The following is a 19,128-nucleotide window of genomic DNA, read 5'->3' on the forward strand; positions in this document are numbered from 1 at the left end:
CACGGGCGCGGCGTGCAGGTTCCCGGCGGAGCCGCATGGTGGCATGCGCACGACGGTCGCGCACGGTATCATGTCGCTCCTTCAGCCAGCCTCGCCCGTGATGTCTTCCGCCCCAGCCGCCGCCAGCCCTCGTCCCCACATCTTCGCGCTCGCCTGGCCGCTGCTGGTCGAACTGATCCTCGCCGTGGCCATCGGCGTCGTCGGCACGTCGCTGGCGGCGCATATTTCCGACACGGCCGGCGCCGCGTTCGCGATCGCGCACCAGATCTCCGTCACGTTGTTCCTGCTGTTTCGCATCGTCGGTTCCGGCGTCGGGGTCGTCATCACGCAAAGCCTGGGCGGCGGGCAGCGGGCGCGGGCCGACCGCGTCGCGCTGGCCTCGGTCGGCGCCAGCACGTGGATCGGCGCGCTGACGGCGCTCGTTGCGATCGCCGGTGCCGGGCCGCTGCTGCGGCTGCTGCAGACGCCGGCCGGCGTCTATCCGCTGGCCGTGCCGTTCCTGATGACGCTGGGGGCCGCGCTGCTGTTCGATGCGTGGAACGCGTCGATGGCCGCCGTGATGCGGGCGCACCTGCGCACGCGCGACACCTTGATCGTGCTGGTGGCGATGCACTCCACCCACGTGCTGCTGGCGATCCCGCTGATGCATGGCTGGGGGCCGCTGCCGGCGCTCGGCCTGCCGGGCTTCGCGGTGGCGCTGACGGTCAGCCGCGCGCTCGGCCTCGCGCTGCACCTGGTGCTGTGGCGCCGGCACCTGGGCCTCGTCATGACGGCGCCGGACTGGTGGCGCCTGCCGCGCGCCGAGCTGGCCGAGGTGCTGCACATCGGCATTCCGGCCGCCGCCGAGAACATCGCGTGGCGGCTGTCGTTCATGGCCGCGATGGCGGCGGCCGGCACGCTGGGTGCGCAGGCGCTGGCCACGCACGCGTACGTGCAGCAGGTCGGCAACATGGTGATCGTGTTCAGCCTGTCGACGGCGTTTGCTGTCGAGATCATGGTCGGGCACATGGTCGGGGCGGGCGAGTTCGGCGCCGCGCACCGGCTCGTGCGCGGCGCGCTGGGGCGGGGCCTCGTGATCAGCGGCACCGTGTCGTCGCTCGTCGCGCTGGGCGGGCACTGGCTGCTGGGCGCGTTCACAACGGATCCCGCCATCATCGCCAATGGCCGGACCTTGCTGTGGATCGGCGTGCTGATCGAGCTGGGGCGCACGTTCAACCTCGTCGTCATCAACGCGCTGCGCGCCACCGGCGACGTGCGCTTCCCCGTGCTGGCGGGCGCCGCGTCGATGGCGCTCGTGCTGGCGGGCGGCAGCTGGGTGCTGGGCATCCACTTCGGCCTCGGGTTGGCCGGGCTGTACATCGCGTTCGCCGCGGACGAGTGGATCCGCGGCCTGATCATGTGGCGGCGCTGGGCCGTGCAGGCGTGGGTGCCGCATGCGCGCGCGGCGCGGCGCAAGCTGCGCCCGCGGGGCTGACCGAAGGCGCCGTCATATGTATGGCCGCATGATGCTTACCCTGTTTCGATTGGTCAGCCGTTCCCACATTGAGGCCTGCGCTAAGGCGCACTCGAATCCATAACGGGCGTCTTGCCGAATCCGCAGTGCATCAGCAACGCGAGTCATATCCATCCCGGCTGCTGAGCAATAGTAATCTAACACCTGTTGGGGATCTTCAAGGACGAGGACAGTGTCATTGACGTGGGGCGGCAACGGAGTCGTTCGATCAGGGCGTCCTTCGTGCGCCCGGTTGCGTTGAATTTCTCCCCGCCGCAACAGGTTGCGGAGTAAATTCCATTCGTAAATGGCGACCCCTTCGATTTCGTATGCATTAAAAAACGGTAACGTGTGCACAACTATGAAGTGCGAGTTCGCCAAAATATGCTCTTTAGGCAGTTCGATGTCATTTAGGGCGGCGCGAACTTGGTCCAGAACCACTGGTTCTCCTAGCCTAGCGCGTAGGGCGGTAAGACGCTCAATGCCCTTAGTTAAAGGCCAGTTGCTCGCTCCCCAATCATGGAGTTCGTCGTCCAGTGTTGCTGTACGGCTGTCTCTCTTCCACTTCGCCTGTACGAAGAAAATTTTACGACGTTTGACGTCGTAGAGAATGAGGTCGCAGTCGTACATTGCGCCAGCGCCGTTTGCGCTACGTTGGAAACCTTCTCGCACTAAGTAGTCATCGCCCCGAACCTGTTCGCGTACATACGCCTTGATTCCATCTTCAAATTCTGTCCCCAGCTTTCGCGCTTGTGCTGCGCTCAAGACTGCGCTCTTACAGCAATGGATCGCATGTGCCAGTCCAGTAGTACCGAGACTGAGAGCCCCTGAAACGCTGCAGTGTATGCCTTGGTCCGATGGCAGCGCATTTGCGCGTTCGGCCAACACCTCCGTTAGCAACCTAGGATCCAGGCTGAGGCGTTCGACGAGGTCGGGGGACGGGTGAAGCGTCATTTCTCCCGCCAAGCGGACGAGCTCTAGTAGCACGAACCAGCGACAGATAGCACGCGCGCCACCGATTAATGGAGCCGCGCTAGGGCTGCGCCGCATGTAGGAACCAATTGAAAAAAACGTGTCAAGGAATCGTTCTGCCAAGTCGTCGAGCAAAGCCGGCGACAGGAGCTCGGATACGCTGCTGGTTCCTTGCCGATCGTGTTTACGCAAGTTGGAGATATGCGAAAGAAGGTCCTGACGTAAGGAATATTCCGTGTCCGCTTGCATCGGAGTCGTTATAACGCGGTTACGCAGGCACTCAAGGCCCCGCGCGGTGAAGAAAAACTCTATGTGTGGACCGATGTTTCGCACACCAAAGAGTCCGGCCAGGACAAGGAAGACAGATTCATGCAGTGCCATCGCCTTCAAAGCCAATCGACTGGCTTCGGTGTTCATCCTTGGCATTGCCTCGGCAGGTGTCGCGCCATTCGATGCCCGGCGGCGCTGCCAAGCAGCGTCATCGCGCAGCGCTTCTTCTAGCAGAATAATCTGAGCCGTGAGCAGCGATTCAGGTATCTGGGGCGGCAGGCCTGGCCCATGCGGTTGCACAGGCATGAAGACCTCGGTTGGTTTCTCTACCTGGGTGAGAGGTAAGGCGCCAGCCCATGTTGCGCGTGTTTCAGCCAGCGTACGATAGGCTCGAGCGAGGTTCGGCAGTTCTTTGTCAACACGCTCACAACTCTGCGCGCTAAATGGCTGGCGAAGGAAAGCCTTAAGCAAGTCCCATTCTGGCCGCACTAGCAGTGCCGGGTCCAAGTAAATAAGCATAGGTCTAGTGACAAGTAATCGTATGCATGGGCTTCGCTCTGATCGGAAGGCCACGACGGAATGCTACTGCTATGGGTTTCGTATGGCGATTGCCTTCGGCAGTACTCATGTTGGCCAATACACCGTTCGAGGATCCACGCATGCACCGGATATGCTTCAGTCCTCGGCCAGCGGCAACGTCACGACGAACGTCGCGCCCTTGCCGGCGCCGTCACTGAAGGCCTCGATCGCGCCGCCGTGCGCGCCGACCAAGCTGCGCGCCAGCGCAAGGCCCAGGCCCAGGCCGCCCTGCGAACGGGCGATGCTCTGGTCGGCCTGGGCGAACACGTCGAACGCGCGCTCGATGAACTCCGCGCTCATGCCCACGCCGTCGTCGCGCACCGTCACGACGGCCGCGCTGCCCTGGCGCGCCAGGGAGAGGGCGATATGGCCGCGGTCCGGCGTGTACTTGACGGCGTTGTTGAGCAGGTTCGCCACCACCTGCACGAGGCGCTTCTCGTCGCCGAACACGATGGCTTCCCGCTCCGGCAGGCTGACGGCGACGTCGTGGCCGCGCCGTTCCGCCAGCGGGCGCACCTGCTCCAGCGCGGCGGCCAGCACGGCCGCCATGTCGCAGCGGCGCTTGTCCAGCCGCACCAGGCCGCGCTTGACGCGCGAGACGTCCAGCAGGTCGTCGACGAGCCCCGCCATGTGGCGCACCTGGCGGCCGATCACGGCGCCCGCCATCGCGGTCTTGGCCGGGTCGTCGCCCGCCACCGCCAGGACCTGGGCGGCCGCGCCGATCGGCGCCAGCGGGTTGCGCAGCTCGTGCGCCAGCATCGCCAGGAACTCGTCCTTGCGGGCGTCGGCCTCGCGCAGCGCCTGCTCCGAGCGCTTGTGCGCCGTGATGTCGTAGACGATGCCGAGCAGGCGCCAGCCGGCCGCCGCGTCGTCGCTGTAACGGCTGCCGTGCGCGGCGACCCAGCGTTCGCGCCCGTCCGGCGCCGTGATGCGGCATTCGTCGCGCCACGGCCGGCCCGCCTCCAGCGCGGCGCGGAAGCTGTCCGTCAGGCGCGCCCGGTCGTCCGGGTGGATGCGGCCGGCCACGCTGTCCACGTCCCATTCCTCGCGCGTCTCGTCGCAGCCGATCAGGCGCGCCAGCCGCGCCGAGCCGCCGATGCGGCGCCGCTGCGGGTCGTACACCCAGTCGGCGATCTGCGCCGAATCGAGCGTGAACTGCAGCCGCGCGTTGGCGACCCGCAGCGCTTCCTGGGCGTTGCGCATGTCCGTCACGTCCAGGCAGTTGCCCACCCATTCGACGTTCGCCGCGTCGCTGGAGACGGCCGCGCCGCGCGACAGCATGTGGCGGTAGGCGCCGTCGTGGCGGCGCAGCCGGTAGGCCGCCACGTACGGGTGGCCGTGCGTGATCGCCGACTGCCACGCCGCCGCCGCCGGTGCGCGGTCTTCCGGATGCAGCGCATCCATCCAGCCGTTGCCCGCGTATTCCTCCGGCAGCTGGCCCGTGAACGCCGACCAGCTGGGGTTTTCGCCGGGATGCATGCCGGCGCCGTCCATGTGCCACACGACGGCGGACATCGTCTCGACCAGCGTGCGGTAGCGCGCGTCGCGGGCCTGCAGCACGCGGGCGATGCGCCCCCGTTCGATCGATTCCCAGCAGCGCTCGGCCACCGCCGTCAGCAGCGACACCTCGTCGGTGCGCCAGCGCCGCGGCGCCAGTTCGTGCACGGCCATCGCCGCGACGAAGCGGCCATCCTTGCGCACCGGCACGCAGATCACGGCGCGGATGCCCGTCAGCCGGTAGCTGGACAGGCTCTCATGGGTGCGCGCGTCGCTTTCCGAATCCTCGACGACCCACGGTTCGCCCTGGCGCATCGCCGCCAGGCACGCGTGCCCGAACTGCGCGAAGCGGTAGCGGCCAACGATGCTGGGCACGCCATGGGTGTAGTCGCCGGTCAGGTTGAAGGTGTCCTCGTCCGCTTCCACGTCGGCGAACGCGCAGCGGTTCACGCGCAGGTGGCGGCCCAGCAGGCCGGCGGCGGCCAGCGCGATCTGGCGCGGGTCGTCCAGGTGGCGGAACGTATCGTCGATCTGCTGCAGCAGGCGGTAGCGCGAGTTGCGGCGGGCCCGCACGCGGGCGCCGTTCAGCGTGGCCAGCACGCGGGCGGCGAAGGCTTCCGCGCTGGCGCTGGCCAGGTCGATCACGTCGTCGAATTCCACCCGGCCGTCGTCGGCGGCCGGCGACAGCGCCACCATCGCGCAATCCTGCAGCGCCGGGCGGGTGCGCAGCGCGGCCAGCAGGGCCGGGTCGACGCCGGGCGCGCACAGGATCAGGCGCACGCCGTTCCACGGCTGCGCGGCGGCCAGGTGCGCATCGGTCGCGGCCCGCACGGGGAAGGGCAGGGTGCGCAGCCAGTCGTGCGCGCGCGGCGCGTGGCCGAGGATGAGAATGTCGGTAGTGGTTGGATCGGCTGTCATGTCACCCGCTGTTCTGTACCTTGCGGGTACGGCGCTGGAGCTCGCATATTATCAACAATCGGTCACCCCCATGCGGCCTGCAAGCTGCCGAACGGCCGCGCACGATTGCCGTGCGCGCGCTTGCATCTACAATGGCAGTATTGCCACTTTCGCCATCCACCTGATGAACGCACCCCTGCACCTGTTCGCGCTGGCCGGCAGCGCACCGTTCGGCCAGCGCGTCGCGCGCCACCTCGGCATTGCCCTTGCCACCCATGAAGAGAAGGATTTCGAGGACGGCGAGCACGTCGTCCGCGCCCCGGCCTCCGTGCGCGGCGGCCATGCGTGCGTGGTCCACTCGCTGGCCGGCGCCGCCGGGCATTCCAGCGGCGAACGCCTGTGCCGGCTGCTGTTCTTTGTCGCGGCGCTGCGCGACACGGGCGCCAGCCGCGTCACCGTCGCGTTGCCGTACCTGGCGTTCGCCCGCCAGGACAGCCGGCAGCAGGAAGGCGAGCCGCTCACGGTGCGCTACGTGGCTACGTTGCTGGAGGCGGCCGGGGCCGACGCGGTGGTGACGATCGACGTGCACAACCTCGCCGCGTTCCAGAACGCGTTCCGCTGCCGCACGCTGCACCTGGACGGCACCGCGCTGTTCGCCAGCCACTTCGCGCCGCTGGCGCGCGACGCTGACGTGTGCGTGGTGGCCCCGGATGGCGGCGGCATCCGCCGCGCCGAGCGGCTGCGCCAGGCGCTGGCGCAGGAGGCCGGCAGGCCGGTGGCGCTGGCCTTCGTCGAGAAGCACCGCCACGGCAGCACGCTGACGGGCGACCTGATGGCCGGCGACGTGGCAGGCAAGGTGGCGATCGTCGTCGACGATATCATCGGCACGGGCCACACGATGGCGCGGGCGCTGCGTGCCAGCCGCGAGCACGGCGCCGCGCGGGTGCTGGCCGCCGCCACGCATGCCGTGTTTGCCGGCCCGGCCGCGAACGTGCTGGCCGACGCGGGCCTGGACGGCGGCGCCGTGGCGGACACGGTGCACGACGGCGCCCGTGCCGGCGGCCTGTTCACCGTGCTCGACAGCAGCGCGCTGTTCGCGCAGGCCATCCGCTCGCTGCACGACGGCGTGCCGATGCCGGGCTGAGCTGCCACAGCGGCGCGGTGGCCGTGGAGAGCGGCCGCAGCGCTGCACGCCACACTGTTTGCGCGCGATCAAATAGACGGCGGCTTCCCGCTTTCTACCCGCGCAGGCGCCGCACATAATGAAAACCATCGGCCGTGGGGCCTGGCTCGAACCTGGCTCGCCCCTGGCTCGAACCTCGCCCACATCCAACTGTCCTTTATTGTCTTCACAATGACCACGCCGCAACGTCCCGGCCGCCCCGCCACCGCCAGCCCACCCGCCGAGGCATCGCTTGCCGCGCCGGACGGGGTGGCCGATCCGTACCAGGAGCGCGGTGCGCTGTCCGACCCGGCCGTCTGCGGCCATTGCGGTGCCGTCTACGCGGGCGGCACGTGGCATTGGGGCCCGGCGCCGCCCCACGCGTCACGGGTGCGGTGCGTGGCTTGCCACCGTACCGACGACAACGTACCGGCCGGCTATGTGACCCTGGAAGGGCCGTACGCCAGCACGCATCGCGACGAGCTGGAGGAGGAGATCGCCCGCTATGCCCACCTTGCCCGCACCGCGCACCCGATGCGCCGCGTGATGGCGATGGAGGAGGTCGGCGGCCGGCTGCTGGTGACGACGACGGACGTGGAACTGGCCCACGACATCGCCCAGGAACTGCGGCGCCGGCACGGCGGCGAGCTGGACGGCCACTTCAACCGGGAAGAATTCCTGATCAGGATGCGCTGGCGCCATTGAGCGCGGCGGGGAGGCAGCGATGGCAACGGCGAGCGGTGGCGGCGGGAACGAATCGGAGGTGCTGGTCGGCGGCGCGCCGGCGCTGCCTGGCACGCTGGCGCTGCCGGATGCCGCATGGTCCGCCGGACCCGGCGCGGTCCCGCGCGGCGTCGTGCTGTTCGCGCACGGCAGCGGCAGCAGCCGCCACAGCCCGCGCAACCGCTACGTGGCCGAGGTGCTGCGCGCGGCCGGTTGCGCCACGTTGCTGCTGGACCTGTTGACCCCGGACGAGGACCGCGACAGCGCGGCCCGCTTCGACATCGGCCTGCTGGCCGAGCGCCTGGATGCCGCCTGCACGTGGCTGCGGCTCGACGAGCGCACTGAGCAGCTGCCGATCGGCCTGTTCGGCGCCAGCACGGGTGCCGGTGCGGCGCTGCGGCTGGCGGCGGAGCGGGGCGGCGACATCGCCGCCGTCGTCTCGCGGGGCGGCCGGCCCGACCTGGCCGGCGCCACCGCGCTGGCCGGGGTCGCCGCACCGGTGCTGCTGATCGTCGGCGGCCACGACCATGAAGTGATCCGGTTGAACGAGGCGGCCGCGGCCGCGCTGCGCTGCCCGCACGAGCTGGCGATCGTGCCCGGCGCCACCCACCTGTTCAACGAACCGGGCACGCTGGAACAGGCCGCCGCGCTGGCGCGCGACTGGTTCGTGCGGCACCTGACCCCGCTGCTGCCCGGGTGACGGCGCCGCACCCCTGAGCTCGCGTCGCGTTGGCGAACGCGTCCTTCCGCCCCATGATACGATGGCAAAAAAGCATAGGAGTCCATCGTGTCCACCCGCCCCTTCGTGTCCCCCGAACGGTTCGACGATCCGGCCGCCGCGCTGGCCCGCGTACAGGAAATCTACGACGGCAGCATCCGCCACCTGCGCGAGGCGCTGCAGCGCTTCGTCGAAGGCGAGACGCCGGCGCACGTGCGCGCCTGCTACCCGTTCGTGCGCGTGCAGACGGAAACGTTCGCGCGCGCCGACTCGCGGCTGTCCTATGGTTTCGTGGAAGGTCCCGGCACCTATGAAACGACGCTGACGCGGCCCGACCTGTTCGCGCGCTACTATCACGAGCAGTTCCGGCTGCTGTTGAAGAACCACGGCGCGCAGCACGTGCAGATCGAAGTGGGCCTGTCCGCCCAGCCGATCCCGATCCACTTCTCGTTCGCCGAGCACGATCACATCGAAGGCAACATGCCGGCCGAGCGGCGCGCGCTGATGCGCGACGTGTTCGACCTGCCGAACCTGGCCGCGATGGACGACGGCATCGCCAACGGCACGTACGACCCGCCGCCCGGCACGCCGCTGCCGCTGTCGCTGTTCACGGCGCCGCGCGTCGACTACTCGCTGCAGCGCCTGCGCCATTACACGGGCACGTCGCCGGAGCACTTCCAGAAGTTCGTGCTGTTCACAAACTACCAGTTCTACATCGACGAATTCGTGCGCCTGGGGCACGCGATCATGAGCCGCGAGCCGGCCAGCGACGACGATGCGTACGTGGCCTTCGTCGAACCGGGCAACCTCGTCACGCGCCGCGCGGGCCAGGAGCCGCAGCCGGGCGACGCGCTGGGCGCGCCGCCGCTGCGCCTGCCGCAGATGCCGGGCTATCACCTGGTGCGCGCGGACGGCAGCGGCATCAGCATGATCAACATCGGCGTGGGCCCCGCCAACGCGAAGACGATCACGGATCACGTGGCGGTACTGCGCCCGCATGCATGGCTGATGCTGGGCCACTGCGCCGGCCTGCGCAACACGCAGCAGCTGGGCGACTACGTGCTGGCGCACGGCTACGTGCGCGAAGACCACGTGCTTGACGAGGACCTGCCGCTGTGGGTGCCCGTGCCCGCGCTGGCCGAGGTGCAGGTGGCGATCGAAGGCGCGGTGGCCGAGGTCACGCAGCTGACGGGCCACGACCTGAAGCGCGTGCTGCGCACCGGCACCGTGGCCAGCACGGACAACCGCAACTGGGAACTGCTGCCGCAGCGCACGCCGGAGCGGCGCTTCTCGCAAAGCCGCGCGGTGGCGCTGGACATGGAAAGCGCGACGATCGCCGCGAACGGCTTCCGCTTCCGCGTCCCGTACGGCACCTTGCTGTGCGTGTCGGACAAGCCGCTGCACGGCGAAATCAAGCTGCCCGGCATGGCGAACCAGTTCTACCGCGACCGCGTCGACCAGCACCTGCGCATCGGCATCCGCGCGCTGGAACTGCTGCGCGCGCTGGGCGTGGACCGGCTGCACAGCCGGAAGTTGCGCAGCTTTGCCGAGGTGGCGTTCCAATAACCGGGGGAGCACCGACATGGGCACGCTCGATGGGAAAAAAGGTCTCGTCGTCGGCATCGCCAACGATGCCAGTATCGCCTGGGGCTGTGCGCGGGCATTGCGCGCCCACGGCGCCGAGCTGGCGGTGACGTACCTGAACGACAAGGCGAAGGGTTACGTGCAGCCGCTGGCGGATGCGCTGGACGCGCCGCTGTGCATGAAGCTCGACGTCACGCAGCCGGCCGAGCAGGACGCGCTGTTCGCGGCGATCGCCGCGCGGTGGGGCCGGCTGGACTTCGTGCTGCACTCGATCGCCTTCGCACCGAAGGCCGACCTGCAGGGCCGCGTGGTCGACTGCAGCGCCGCCGGCTTCGCGCAGGCGATGGACGTGTCGTGCCACTCGCTGATGCGGCTCGCCAAGGCGGCCGAACCGCTGATGCAGGGTGGCGGATCGATCCTGACGATGAGCTATTACGGCGCCGAGAAGGTCGTCACGCATTACAACCTGATGGGCCCCGTCAAGGCGGCGCTGGAGGCGAGCATGCGCTACCTGGCGGCGGAATTGGGCGAGCGCGGTATCCGCGTCAACGCGCTGTCGGCCGGCCCGGTCGCCACCCGCGCGGCGTCCGGCCTGGCCCACTTCGACAAGCTGATGGAAGAGGCGGCCAGTCGCGCGCCGCTGCACCAGCTCGTGACGCTGGAGCAGATCGGCGAGATGGCCGCGTTTCTCGTGTCCGACAACGCGCGCCAGGTCAGCGGCCAGACGATCTACGTCGATGCCGGCTACAACGTGAAAGGATGAACATGGTCGACCCCCGCGAACTGAACGGCTACCGCTTCGAAGAACTGGAAGTCGGCATGTCCGCCGTCTACAGCCGGACGATCACGGACACGGACCTGCGCAACTTCTCCGGCGTGTCCGGCGATACCAACCCGATGCACCTGAACGAGGAATACGCCCGCACCACCGTGTTCGGCGGCTGCATCGTGCATGGCATGCTGACGGCCAGCCTGCTGTCGACGGTGATCGGCACGAAGCTGCCGGGGCCAGGGTGCCTGTACGTGAGCCAGACATTGTCGTTCAAGGCGCCCGTGCACGTGGGCGAAACCGTGTATGCGAAAGCCACGGTGGTCGAGCTGATCCCGGAGAAGCGCCGTGCCAGGCTGCACACGCAGTGCATCGTGCACGACGCGGTGGTGCTGGACGGCGAGGCCGTCGTGCAGCTGCCGAAGTAAAGGGCGGCAAAGGCAGGGGCGGGCGCCGGTCAGTCGGGGTCCGGATCCCCGTCGTCCTGGCGCGCCAGCTGGATCTGCGCCAGGATCTCCTCGACGGCATCGATCCGGTACGGCTTGTACAGCAGGCGCACGCCCGGCGGCAGCTCGTCGCCCAGCGCGCGGCCCGTGACGACGGCCACCGACAGGTGCGGATCGTCCGCCAGCCGGTGCGCCAGTTCCAGGCCGTTCATGCCGGGTAGCTGCACGTCGGTGAACACGGCGTGGTAGCCGCCCGCCTCGAGCGCGGTCAGCGCCGCCTCGGCGCTGCCGACGCCGGTCGCCTGGTAGCCGAGCGCCATCACCATTTCGCAGGTCAGGTCGCGCAGGTCGTCGTTGTCCTCCACCACCAGCACGCGCAAGGTGTGCAGCATGGGCGGTGCCCCATCGGCCGGCGGCAAGGCACTCCGTTCGTCCAGGACGGCGCGCACCTTGCGCGCCAGCTCGTCGCGGCGGTAGGGCTTGGACAGCAGCTGCACGCCGGGATCGAGCCGGCCGCCGTGCACGATCGCATCCTGCGTGTAGCCGGACGTGAACAGCACCGCGATTCCGGGCCGCAGGTGACGCGCCACCCGCGCCAGCTCGGTGGCCGGCAGCGAGCCGGGCATGACGACGTCGGTGAACAGCAGGTCGACGGCGGCGCCGCCGCGCAACGCCTGCAGGGCCGCATCCGTGCCGCCCGCCTCGATCACCGTGTACTGCAGCGTGCGCAGCATGCCGGCGACCGTTTCGCGCACGGGCGCGTCGTCCTCGACCAGCAGGATCGTCTCGCGGCCGCCCGCCACGTCCTGCGTCGGTTCGGCCGCCTGCTGCGCCTCGGGCACGCCGGTGCGCGGGAAGTACAGCCGCATCGTGGTGCCCACGCCCACCTCGCTGTAGACGCGGATATGGCCACCCGTCTGCCGCACGAAGCCATAGGCCATCGACAGGCCCAGGCCCGTGCCTTCACCTTCCGGTTTCGTCGTGAAGAACGGTTCGAACACGCGCTCCTGCACGTCGGGCGGCATGCCGGCGCCGGTGTCGGAGACGGCCAGCAGCACGTAGTCGCCGGCGATCGCCTCCGGCACGCTGGCCGCGTAGACGTCGTCCAGCACGCAGTTCGACAGCTCGATCGTCAGCTTGCCGTTGCCGTCCATCGCGTCGCGCGCATTGATGGCCAGGTTCAGGATCACGTTCTCCAGCTGGTTCGGGTCGACCAGCGTGTTCCACAGGCCCGCTTCGACGATCGTCGCCAGCTCGACGCCGTCGCCCAGCGCGCGGCGCAGCAGTTCGTCGACGTTGCGCAGCACCCGCGCCAGGTTGATGACGACGGGCGCGAGCGGCTGGCGCCGCGCGAACGCCAGCAGCTGGCCGGACAGCTTGGCGCCCCGGTCGACGGCCGCCAGTGCGTTCTCCAGGCGGCGCGGCGTCTCCGGGCTGTGCGGCGCCGCGCAAGCGGCCTGCACATTGCCGTAGATGATCTGCAGCACGTTGTTGAAGTCGTGCGCGACGCCGCCCGTCAGCTTGCCCACGGCCTCCAGCTTCTGGGCCCGGTGCAGCGCCCGCTGCGCCTGGTGCAGGTCGGCCTGGCGCACCGTCTCGCGCGCCGCCGCCGCCTTCTCGGCGGACAGGTCGCGCAGGAAGCCGTGCAGCTCGCGCTCGCCGCCCCGTTCCACCAGTGAGCACGACAGCTCGACGGGAATGTGGTCGCCGGCGCGGCACGTGGCCTGCAGCTCCAGCCGGTCGCCGTGGCCGCTGTCGAACGCGGCGGGGTCGAGCGTCAGGAGGCGGTCCAGTTCCGGCTGCTCGCCATGGAACAGCAGCGCGCGCAGCGAGCGGCCCTGCGCCTCGCTGGCGGGCCAGCCGAACGTGCGTGCCGCCTGCGCGTTCCAGTACGTGATGCGGCCTGCCGCGTCGACGGCCACGAACGCGTCGTGGGCGTTCTCGAGGATGCTGGCGAGGCGGGTGCGCTCCAGCCCCAGCCGCTCGTAGGAACGCTGCAGGTCTTCCGTCATCCGGCGCGCCAGCAGGCGGGCGCGGTCGCGTCCTTGCGCGAGCAGCCACACGAGCGTGGCCGAGAGCACGCTGACGATGATGCCGGAGACGCCCGCCCATGCGGCCTGCTGCGACGCCAGGCGCTCCTCGAACACGGGGTTGCTGCGCACGCGCAGGATCCAGTGCCGGCCGGCGATGCGCAACGTCTGCTGGGTGTCCAGGCGCGCGGCGCCGTCGCGGTAGTCGCAGCCGTACATGCAGTTCTCGGGTGCCGCGGCGGCATCGTAGATCGTCACGTGCAGGTCGCTTTCGCGTTCACCGTTCAGGCCGCGCATGAAGTCGAGCATGCGGAACGCGCCATAGGTCCAGCCGTACAGGGCTTCGCGGCGCGTGGCCGTGTCGCCGGGCGTGCCGCGGTACAAAGGCAGGTACATCAGGAAGCCGGGCTGGCCGGGGCCGCTGCCCTCCTGCACCAAGCGCACCTGGCCGGACAGCGCGGCCGTGCCCATGTCGCGGGCGCGCGCCATCGCCTCATGGCGCACCGGCTCGGCAAACATGTCGAAGCCGAGGGCGCGGCGGTTCATCGCGTCGAGCGGCTCGATCATCACGACCGCGCTCTTCGCACCGTCCGGGCGCGCGCCGGGCGGACGTTCCAGCAGCGACACGCCGATGCCCTGGATGCCGGGATAGAATTGACGCAACCGCAACGTGCCGACATAGGTGCGGAACTCGTCGACCTGTGGCAGCAGCGGCGAGGCGACGACGTATGCCTGGGCGCCGCGCAGCACCTGCTCGAACGTCGCGATGCGCCGCACGACCCGCAGCGCCAGGTCGCGCACGCGGTAGTCGAATTCGGCATGCACTTGCCGGTCGTGGCTCGTGCGCAGGCTGTTCCAGACAAGCGCCGTGGCGATCAGCCCGGCGCACAGCGTGCCCACGCCGACGGCGAGCGGCAACAGCCGGGCGGCGCGGCGGTTCGACGGCTGCGATGCGGAAGGCGGCGGCGATGTCTGCATGCCCGCCATCGTACTACCGGGGCCGGCTCGTCAGCGCTCTTTTCGTTGTTGAATTGTTACTGCCAGCCATTGTTGCTGGGAGTACAGGCTTAGGAGCGGCGCCTCACGGCTCGAGAATGCCGCGCCGGATCGCGATCGTGACGGCATGGGTGCGGTCCCGCGCGCCCAGCTTGCCCAGCACGGTGCTCATGTGCGCCTTCACGGTTTCCTCGGCGATGCCGAGGGCCTGGGCGACGCGCTTGTTCGAATTGCCGTCGGCGACCAGGCTCAGCACTTCCGTCTCGCGGGCGGACAGCGCATCGGCATCGATGTGCGCCGCCAGTTCGATGGCGATCTCGGGCGGGATGTGGCGCTGGCCCGCATGCACGCGGGCAATCGCATCGGCCAGTTCCGTGCGCAGCATGCTTTTCAGCAGATAGCCCATCGCGCCGGCCTTCAGCGCGCGCAGCACCTGCACGTCGCCCTTGTAGGTCGTCAGCACGATGATGCGGGCCTGCGGCGCGATCTCGCGGATCGCCACGATCGCATCGAGCCCGTTCATGACGGGCATCTGCAGGTCCATCAAGGTGACGTCCGGCCGGTGCCGCACGTACTGTTCCAGCGCGCTGCGGCCGTCCCCGGCCTCGGCCACGAGTTCGAAGCGGTCGCCGATCGACAGCACGGCGGCGATCCCCTCGCGCAGCAGCGGGTGGTCGTCCACCACCATCACGCGCACCGGCGCGCCGCTGGCTAAGTCCCGCACGATGTGCTTCCCATGATGTGCTCCCGCTGTGATGGCGCCTGCCGCGCCGATGCCGCATCTTACACGCGCGCCGCCGGCGCGGGCAGGGCGCCGGGCGCCGTTGCCCCTTTCGGGGGAGCGCGGTGGCAGCACATCGGGGCACCTTGCGCGGCCACGATGTGGGATGGGCCGCGGCCACATCCACGCGTACGCTCTCGCGGCATGGACATCATCGATTCCGGCGGCATCGTCTTCGGCCGCCACACCTTCGACCCGGCCCGCTGCGAGCTGCACACGGCCGGCCGCGCCGCCGTGCCGCTGGGGCAGCGCGCCGGCCGCCTGCTCGACGCGCTGATCGGCGCGCACGGGCGGGTGCTGTCGCGCGACGACCTGCTGCGCTCCGTCTGGCCGGGCCAGGACGTCCCCGACGGCAACCTGCGCGTGCAGATCGCCGCGCTGCGCCGCGCGCTGGCCGAGGACCGGGAATTGATCGGCACCGTGGCTGGCCGCGGCTACCTGTTTGCCGGCCACGCCGAGCGGCGTGCCGGTGCGCGGCCGGCGCTGCCCGCACCCGTCCCCTGCATCGGCCGGGGCGAACTGGTGGATGCCGTGCTGGCGCGCTGCGCCCAGGTCCGCTTCGTCACGCTGGCCGGCACCGCCGGCATCGGCAAGACGGCGCTGGCGCTGGCGGCCGCGCACCAGCACGGCCATGCGGTGTGGGTCGAGCTGCAAGCGGTGGACGGGCCGGGCGTCGGCCGCGCCGTCGCCGCCGCGCTGGGGCTGGACGCCGCCGCATCGTCGGCACCTTCGGCGCTGGCCGCCCGGCTGCGCGACGTGCCGCTGCTGCTGGTGCTGGACAATTGCGAACACGTCGCCGACGCGTGCAGCGCGCTGGTCGAGACGCTGCTGCGGCAGTGCCCCGGCCTTGCCGTGCTGGCGACGAGCCGCCAGCCGCTGCTGGCCCATGGCGAGACCGTGATGCGCGTGCCCGCGCTGGCGCTGCCGGCGCCGGGCGAGGCGGATGCGGCGCGGCTGGGCGCAAGCGGCGCCGTCGAACTGTTCGTGCGGCGCGCCGGCGCCGATGCCGGATTTGCGCCGGATGCGGCGGCGCTGGCATGCATCGGCACGATCTGCCGCCGGCTGGAAGGCTTGCCGCTGGCGATCGAGCTGGCGGCGGCCAGGGTGCCGGCGCTGGGCCTGGCGCAGGTGGCGGCCGGGCTGGCCGATACGCTCGACCTGCTGCTCGCAGGGGCAGGGGCAGGGCCGGCGCGAGCCCCATATTGCCCGCTACGGCCGCCGCCGCGCCACCGCACGTTGCGCGCCGCCCTCGACTGGAGCCACGTGCTGCTGCCGCCCGTCGCGCAGCTGGCGCTGCGCCGCATTGCCGCTTTTGCGTCGTGGTTTACGCTGGACGAGGCGGCGGCGGCGCTGCATCCCTGCCTGTCCCCATATGACACGATCGACGCGCTGGCCAGCCTGGCCACGCACTCGCTGCTTGTCGTCGGCCACGACGTCCGTCCCGCCCGTTACCGGCTGCTCGCCACCACCCGCGCCTACGCCCTGGCGCTGAGCCATTGCTGATTCGTTGCTGATTCATTGCCGATTATTTCGCGACTACAATGCTCATTCAGCTGAGCATTGCTGACGCAATGCGGCGGGATCGCGCTTCGTCGATATCAAAAACGATATCGTAAATCGGGAAAATTTGATTGGATCGAATTCGCAAGCCCGCCTAACATCGGCGTGAGATTGCAATATTGCATCCAAAAAAATACAAGAGACGTCGGAGACCAGTCGCGTCGAGCCCTCCCATGCTCGGCAAACTCCCCTGTTCGGCCGAGTGGACCCCAAGGAGTGCCCCGCGGGTGGCCGGCGTACTCGCGTACTTCGCGAAAAGAAAGGTCGAGTAGACATGGAGAGACAGAAACTATCCACGCTGGAGAAGGTCGGCTTCGGGGCCGGGGACATGGCGCTGAACGTCGTGATCTCGTCGATGATGCTGATCATCACCTACTTCTACACCGACATCTACGGCCTGCACGTCGAAGACCTGGCCATGTTGCTGCTGGTCGTGAAGATCATCGGCGCGATCTCCGACTTGGCGATGGGCCAGATCACCGACCGCTACACGAACAAGTGGGGCCGCTACCGGCCGTGGTTCCTGTTCCTGGCCGTGCCGTACGGGATCTCCGTGTTCTTCGTCTTCATGACGCCGGACTTCCACTACGACGCCAAGCTGCTGTGGGCTTACTCGACCTATATCCTGATGACGGTGATGACGTCCGGCGTCGGCGTGTCGTACATTTCGCTGCCCAGCGCGCTGACGGCCGATCCGCAGGAGCGCCTGTCCGCCAACGGCTACCGGCTGTTCTTCGCCAAGATCGGCGCGTTCATGGTGACGATCATCGTGCCGATCCTGGCCGAGCGCTGGGGCCACGGCAACCCGGCCGCCGGCTACCAGGCGGCGATGGCCGTGATGGCCGCGATGGGCGTGGCGCTGTTCCTGTTCTGCTTCTTCACGACGACCGAGCGGGTGCGCCACGTCGTCGAGCGCCAGTCGCTGTGGTCCCAGCTGAAGGTCCTGCTGAAGAACGACCAGTGGCTGCTGCTGTGCGGCGCCTGCGTGACGGGCACGATCGGCTACGTGATCCGCGGCTCGGTGGCGATCTACTACGCCAAGTACTACCTGGGTGGCGATGCGGGCGTCGTGTCGGCATTCCTGTCGACGGGCGTGGCGGCGGCGATCCTGTCGATGGTCGCATCGACGTGGATCACGAAGGCCTATTGCAAGGTAAAACTGTTCCGCAACTCGCAGGTGATCGTCGCCTTGATCAGCGTGGCGATCTACGTGCTCGTCAAGCCGGGCGACATGGTGCTGGCATTCGTCCTGTACTTCCTGCTGTCCTTCATCGTCGACCTGCATGCGCCGGTGTTCTGGTCCGCGATCGCCGAGACGATCGACTACGGCCAGGTCAAGACGGGCAAGCGGGTGTCCGGCTTCGCGTTCGGCGGCATCTCCGTGTGCCAGAAGGCGGGCATGGGCATCGCCGGCGCGTTGGTGGGCGGCCTGTTCACGCTGTTCCACTACGTGCCGAACGCCGCGCAGACGCCGCATGCGCTGAACGGCATCGCACTGATGCTGACCGTGATCCCGGGCTTCTTCCACCTGCTGATGGGCCTTTTCATGTTCAAGTACCGCATCAGCGACACCTACTACAACGAGGTCAAGGACCAGATGCGGGCCAATGGCTACGTGGCCGGCTGACATGTGGCAGGCCGGATTTTTAGAAATGGAGAACACGATGGGCGACGTCCTGAAACCCCTGATCGAGCAGCGTGCCGATCCCTACATCTACCGTCACACGGACGGCTATTACTACTTCACGGCGTCGGTGCCGCAATACGACCGCATCGAACTGCGGCGCGCGAAGACCATCGAAGGCCTGGCCTCGGCGCAGACGCGCGACGTGTGGCGCAAGCCCGACACGGGCGCGTACTCGGAGCTGATCTGGGCGCCGGAAATCCACTTCAACCAGGGCGCGTGGTACGTGTACTTCGCGGCGGCGCCGTCGCGCGAGATCAAGTACAAGCTGTTCCAGCACCGCATGTACGCGATCCGCAACACGAGCCAGAACCCGCTGGAAGGCGAGTGGGAATTCATGGGCCAGGTCGACACGGGCATCGACACGTTCTGCCTGGATGCGACGACGTTCACGCACAAGGGCCAGCTGTACTACCTGTGGGCGCAGAAGCACAACGACATCGAGGGCAACTCGAACCTGTACATCGCGCCGATGAAGACGCCGTGGCAGATCGACGGCGAACCGGTCATGCTGAGCAAACCCGAACACGACTGGGAGTGCCGCGGCTTCCTCGTCAACGAGGGCCCGTCGGTACTGAAGAAGAACGGCAAGATCTTCATCAGCTACTCGGCCAGCGCGACGGATCACAACTACGCGATGGGCTTGCTGTGGGCGGACGAGAACGCCGACCTGCTGGATCCGGCGTCGTGGCACAAGTCGGAAAAACCGGTGCTGGAGACGTGCTACGAGCACAAGATCTACGGCCCCGGCCACAACAGTTTCACGGTGGCGGAAGACGGTTCAACCGTGCTCCTGGTGTACCATGCGAGGACTTATACTGAAATCGAAGGCGACCCGTTGTGGAACCCGGATCGCCATACTTTCGTCAAACCCTTGCGCTGGACCGCGGATGGCATGCCGGACTTCGGCCGGCCTTCCATCGCTTGACGCGGGCTAGGTAACCTGCCTGACACAAGCCCCGGCCGGC

The 19,128-nt window shown here is 68.8% G+C and carries 14 protein-coding genes; 10 read left to right on the plus strand and 4 right to left on the minus strand.

Features of this window, described 5'->3' with window-relative positions:
- The first annotated feature begins 100 nt into the window (after positions 1-100).
- Positions 101-1,474: an MATE family efflux transporter gene (locus tag IP92_RS05440; protein WP_145873523.1), complete on the plus strand. Its 1,374-nt coding sequence runs from the start codon at positions 101-103 to the stop codon at positions 1,472-1,474.
- A gap of 12 nt (positions 1,475-1,486) precedes the next feature.
- On the opposite strand, the gene IP92_RS05445 is transcribed toward IP92_RS05440, so the two are convergent.
- Both IP92_RS05445 and IP92_RS05450 read right to left on the minus strand, forming a co-directional pair.
- Positions 1,487-3,205, minus strand: coding sequence for a hypothetical protein (locus tag IP92_RS05445; protein WP_145873524.1), 1,719 nt, complete (start codon positions 3,203-3,205; stop codon positions 1,487-1,489).
- A 204-nt stretch (positions 3,206-3,409) separates the two neighbouring features.
- Positions 3,410-5,728, minus strand: coding sequence for a sensor histidine kinase (locus IP92_RS05450; protein WP_145873525.1), 2,319 nt, complete (start codon positions 5,726-5,728; stop codon positions 3,410-3,412).
- A gap of 163 nt (positions 5,729-5,891) precedes the next feature.
- Between IP92_RS05450 and IP92_RS05455 the strand changes: the two genes are divergently transcribed.
- The 6 genes from IP92_RS05455 (at position 5,892) to IP92_RS05480 (ending at position 11,091) form a co-directional block, all read left to right on the plus strand.
- Positions 5,892-6,851 (plus strand): ribose-phosphate diphosphokinase, encoded by a 960-nt coding sequence (locus IP92_RS05455; RefSeq protein ID WP_199271905.1) that lies wholly within the window; start codon positions 5,892-5,894, stop codon positions 6,849-6,851.
- 210 nt (positions 6,852-7,061) lie between these two features.
- Positions 7,062-7,574 (plus strand): BCAM0308 family protein, encoded by a 513-nt coding sequence (locus IP92_RS05460; RefSeq protein WP_145873526.1) that lies wholly within the window; start codon positions 7,062-7,064, stop codon positions 7,572-7,574.
- A gap of 19 nt (positions 7,575-7,593) precedes the next feature.
- Complete coding sequence (locus tag IP92_RS05465) at positions 7,594-8,292, plus strand: dienelactone hydrolase family protein (RefSeq protein WP_145873527.1); 699 nt, start codon at positions 7,594-7,596, stop codon at positions 8,290-8,292.
- Positions 8,293-8,376: 84 nt separating this feature from the next.
- Positions 8,377-9,876 (plus strand): AMP nucleosidase, encoded by a 1,500-nt coding sequence (locus IP92_RS05470; protein WP_371860886.1) that lies wholly within the window; start codon positions 8,377-8,379, stop codon positions 9,874-9,876.
- Positions 9,877-9,892: 16 nt separating this feature from the next.
- A complete protein-coding gene (gene fabI, locus IP92_RS05475) occupies positions 9,893-10,657 on the plus strand; it encodes an enoyl-ACP reductase FabI (RefSeq protein WP_145873529.1) in 765 nt (254 codons plus the stop codon).
- A gap of 2 nt (positions 10,658-10,659) precedes the next feature.
- Positions 10,660-11,091, plus strand: a complete 432-nt coding sequence (locus tag IP92_RS05480; protein WP_199271904.1) for a MaoC family dehydratase — start codon at positions 10,660-10,662, stop codon at positions 11,089-11,091.
- Positions 11,092-11,120: 29 nt separating this feature from the next.
- On the opposite strand, the gene IP92_RS05485 is transcribed toward IP92_RS05480, so the two are convergent.
- Together IP92_RS05485 and IP92_RS05490 are read right to left on the minus strand one after the other, a co-directional pair.
- A complete protein-coding gene (locus IP92_RS05485; protein ID WP_145873531.1) occupies positions 11,121-14,117 on the minus strand; it encodes a CHASE domain-containing protein in 2,997 nt (998 codons plus the stop codon).
- Between the two features lie 103 nt (positions 14,118-14,220).
- Positions 14,221-14,859 (minus strand): response regulator, encoded by a 639-nt coding sequence (locus tag IP92_RS05490; protein WP_307724838.1) that lies wholly within the window; start codon positions 14,857-14,859, stop codon positions 14,221-14,223.
- A 201-nt stretch (positions 14,860-15,060) separates the two neighbouring features.
- On the opposite strand from IP92_RS05490, the gene IP92_RS05495 reads away from it, so the two are divergent.
- The 3 genes from IP92_RS05495 to IP92_RS05505 all read left to right on the plus strand — a co-directional run bounded on the left by IP92_RS05495 (position 15,061) and on the right by IP92_RS05505 (position 19,088).
- Positions 15,061-16,419 carry an ATP-binding protein gene (locus IP92_RS05495; protein WP_158206688.1) on the plus strand — a complete coding sequence of 453 codons (1,359 nt, stop codon included), beginning with the start codon at positions 15,061-15,063 and terminating at the stop codon, positions 16,417-16,419.
- A gap of 331 nt (positions 16,420-16,750) precedes the next feature.
- Complete coding sequence (locus IP92_RS05500; protein WP_145873533.1) at positions 16,751-18,103, plus strand: MFS transporter; 1,353 nt, start codon at positions 16,751-16,753, stop codon at positions 18,101-18,103.
- 37 nt (positions 18,104-18,140) lie between these two features.
- On the plus strand, positions 18,141-19,088 hold the full coding sequence (locus IP92_RS05505) for a glycoside hydrolase family 43 protein (RefSeq protein WP_229418644.1): 948 nt from the start codon (positions 18,141-18,143) through the stop codon (positions 19,086-19,088).
- Positions 19,089-19,128: the final 40 nt, after the last annotated feature.

The organism is Pseudoduganella flava (genome assembly GCF_007830495.1).
Taxonomy (GTDB): domain Bacteria; phylum Pseudomonadota; class Gammaproteobacteria; order Burkholderiales; family Burkholderiaceae_D; genus Rugamonas; species Rugamonas flava.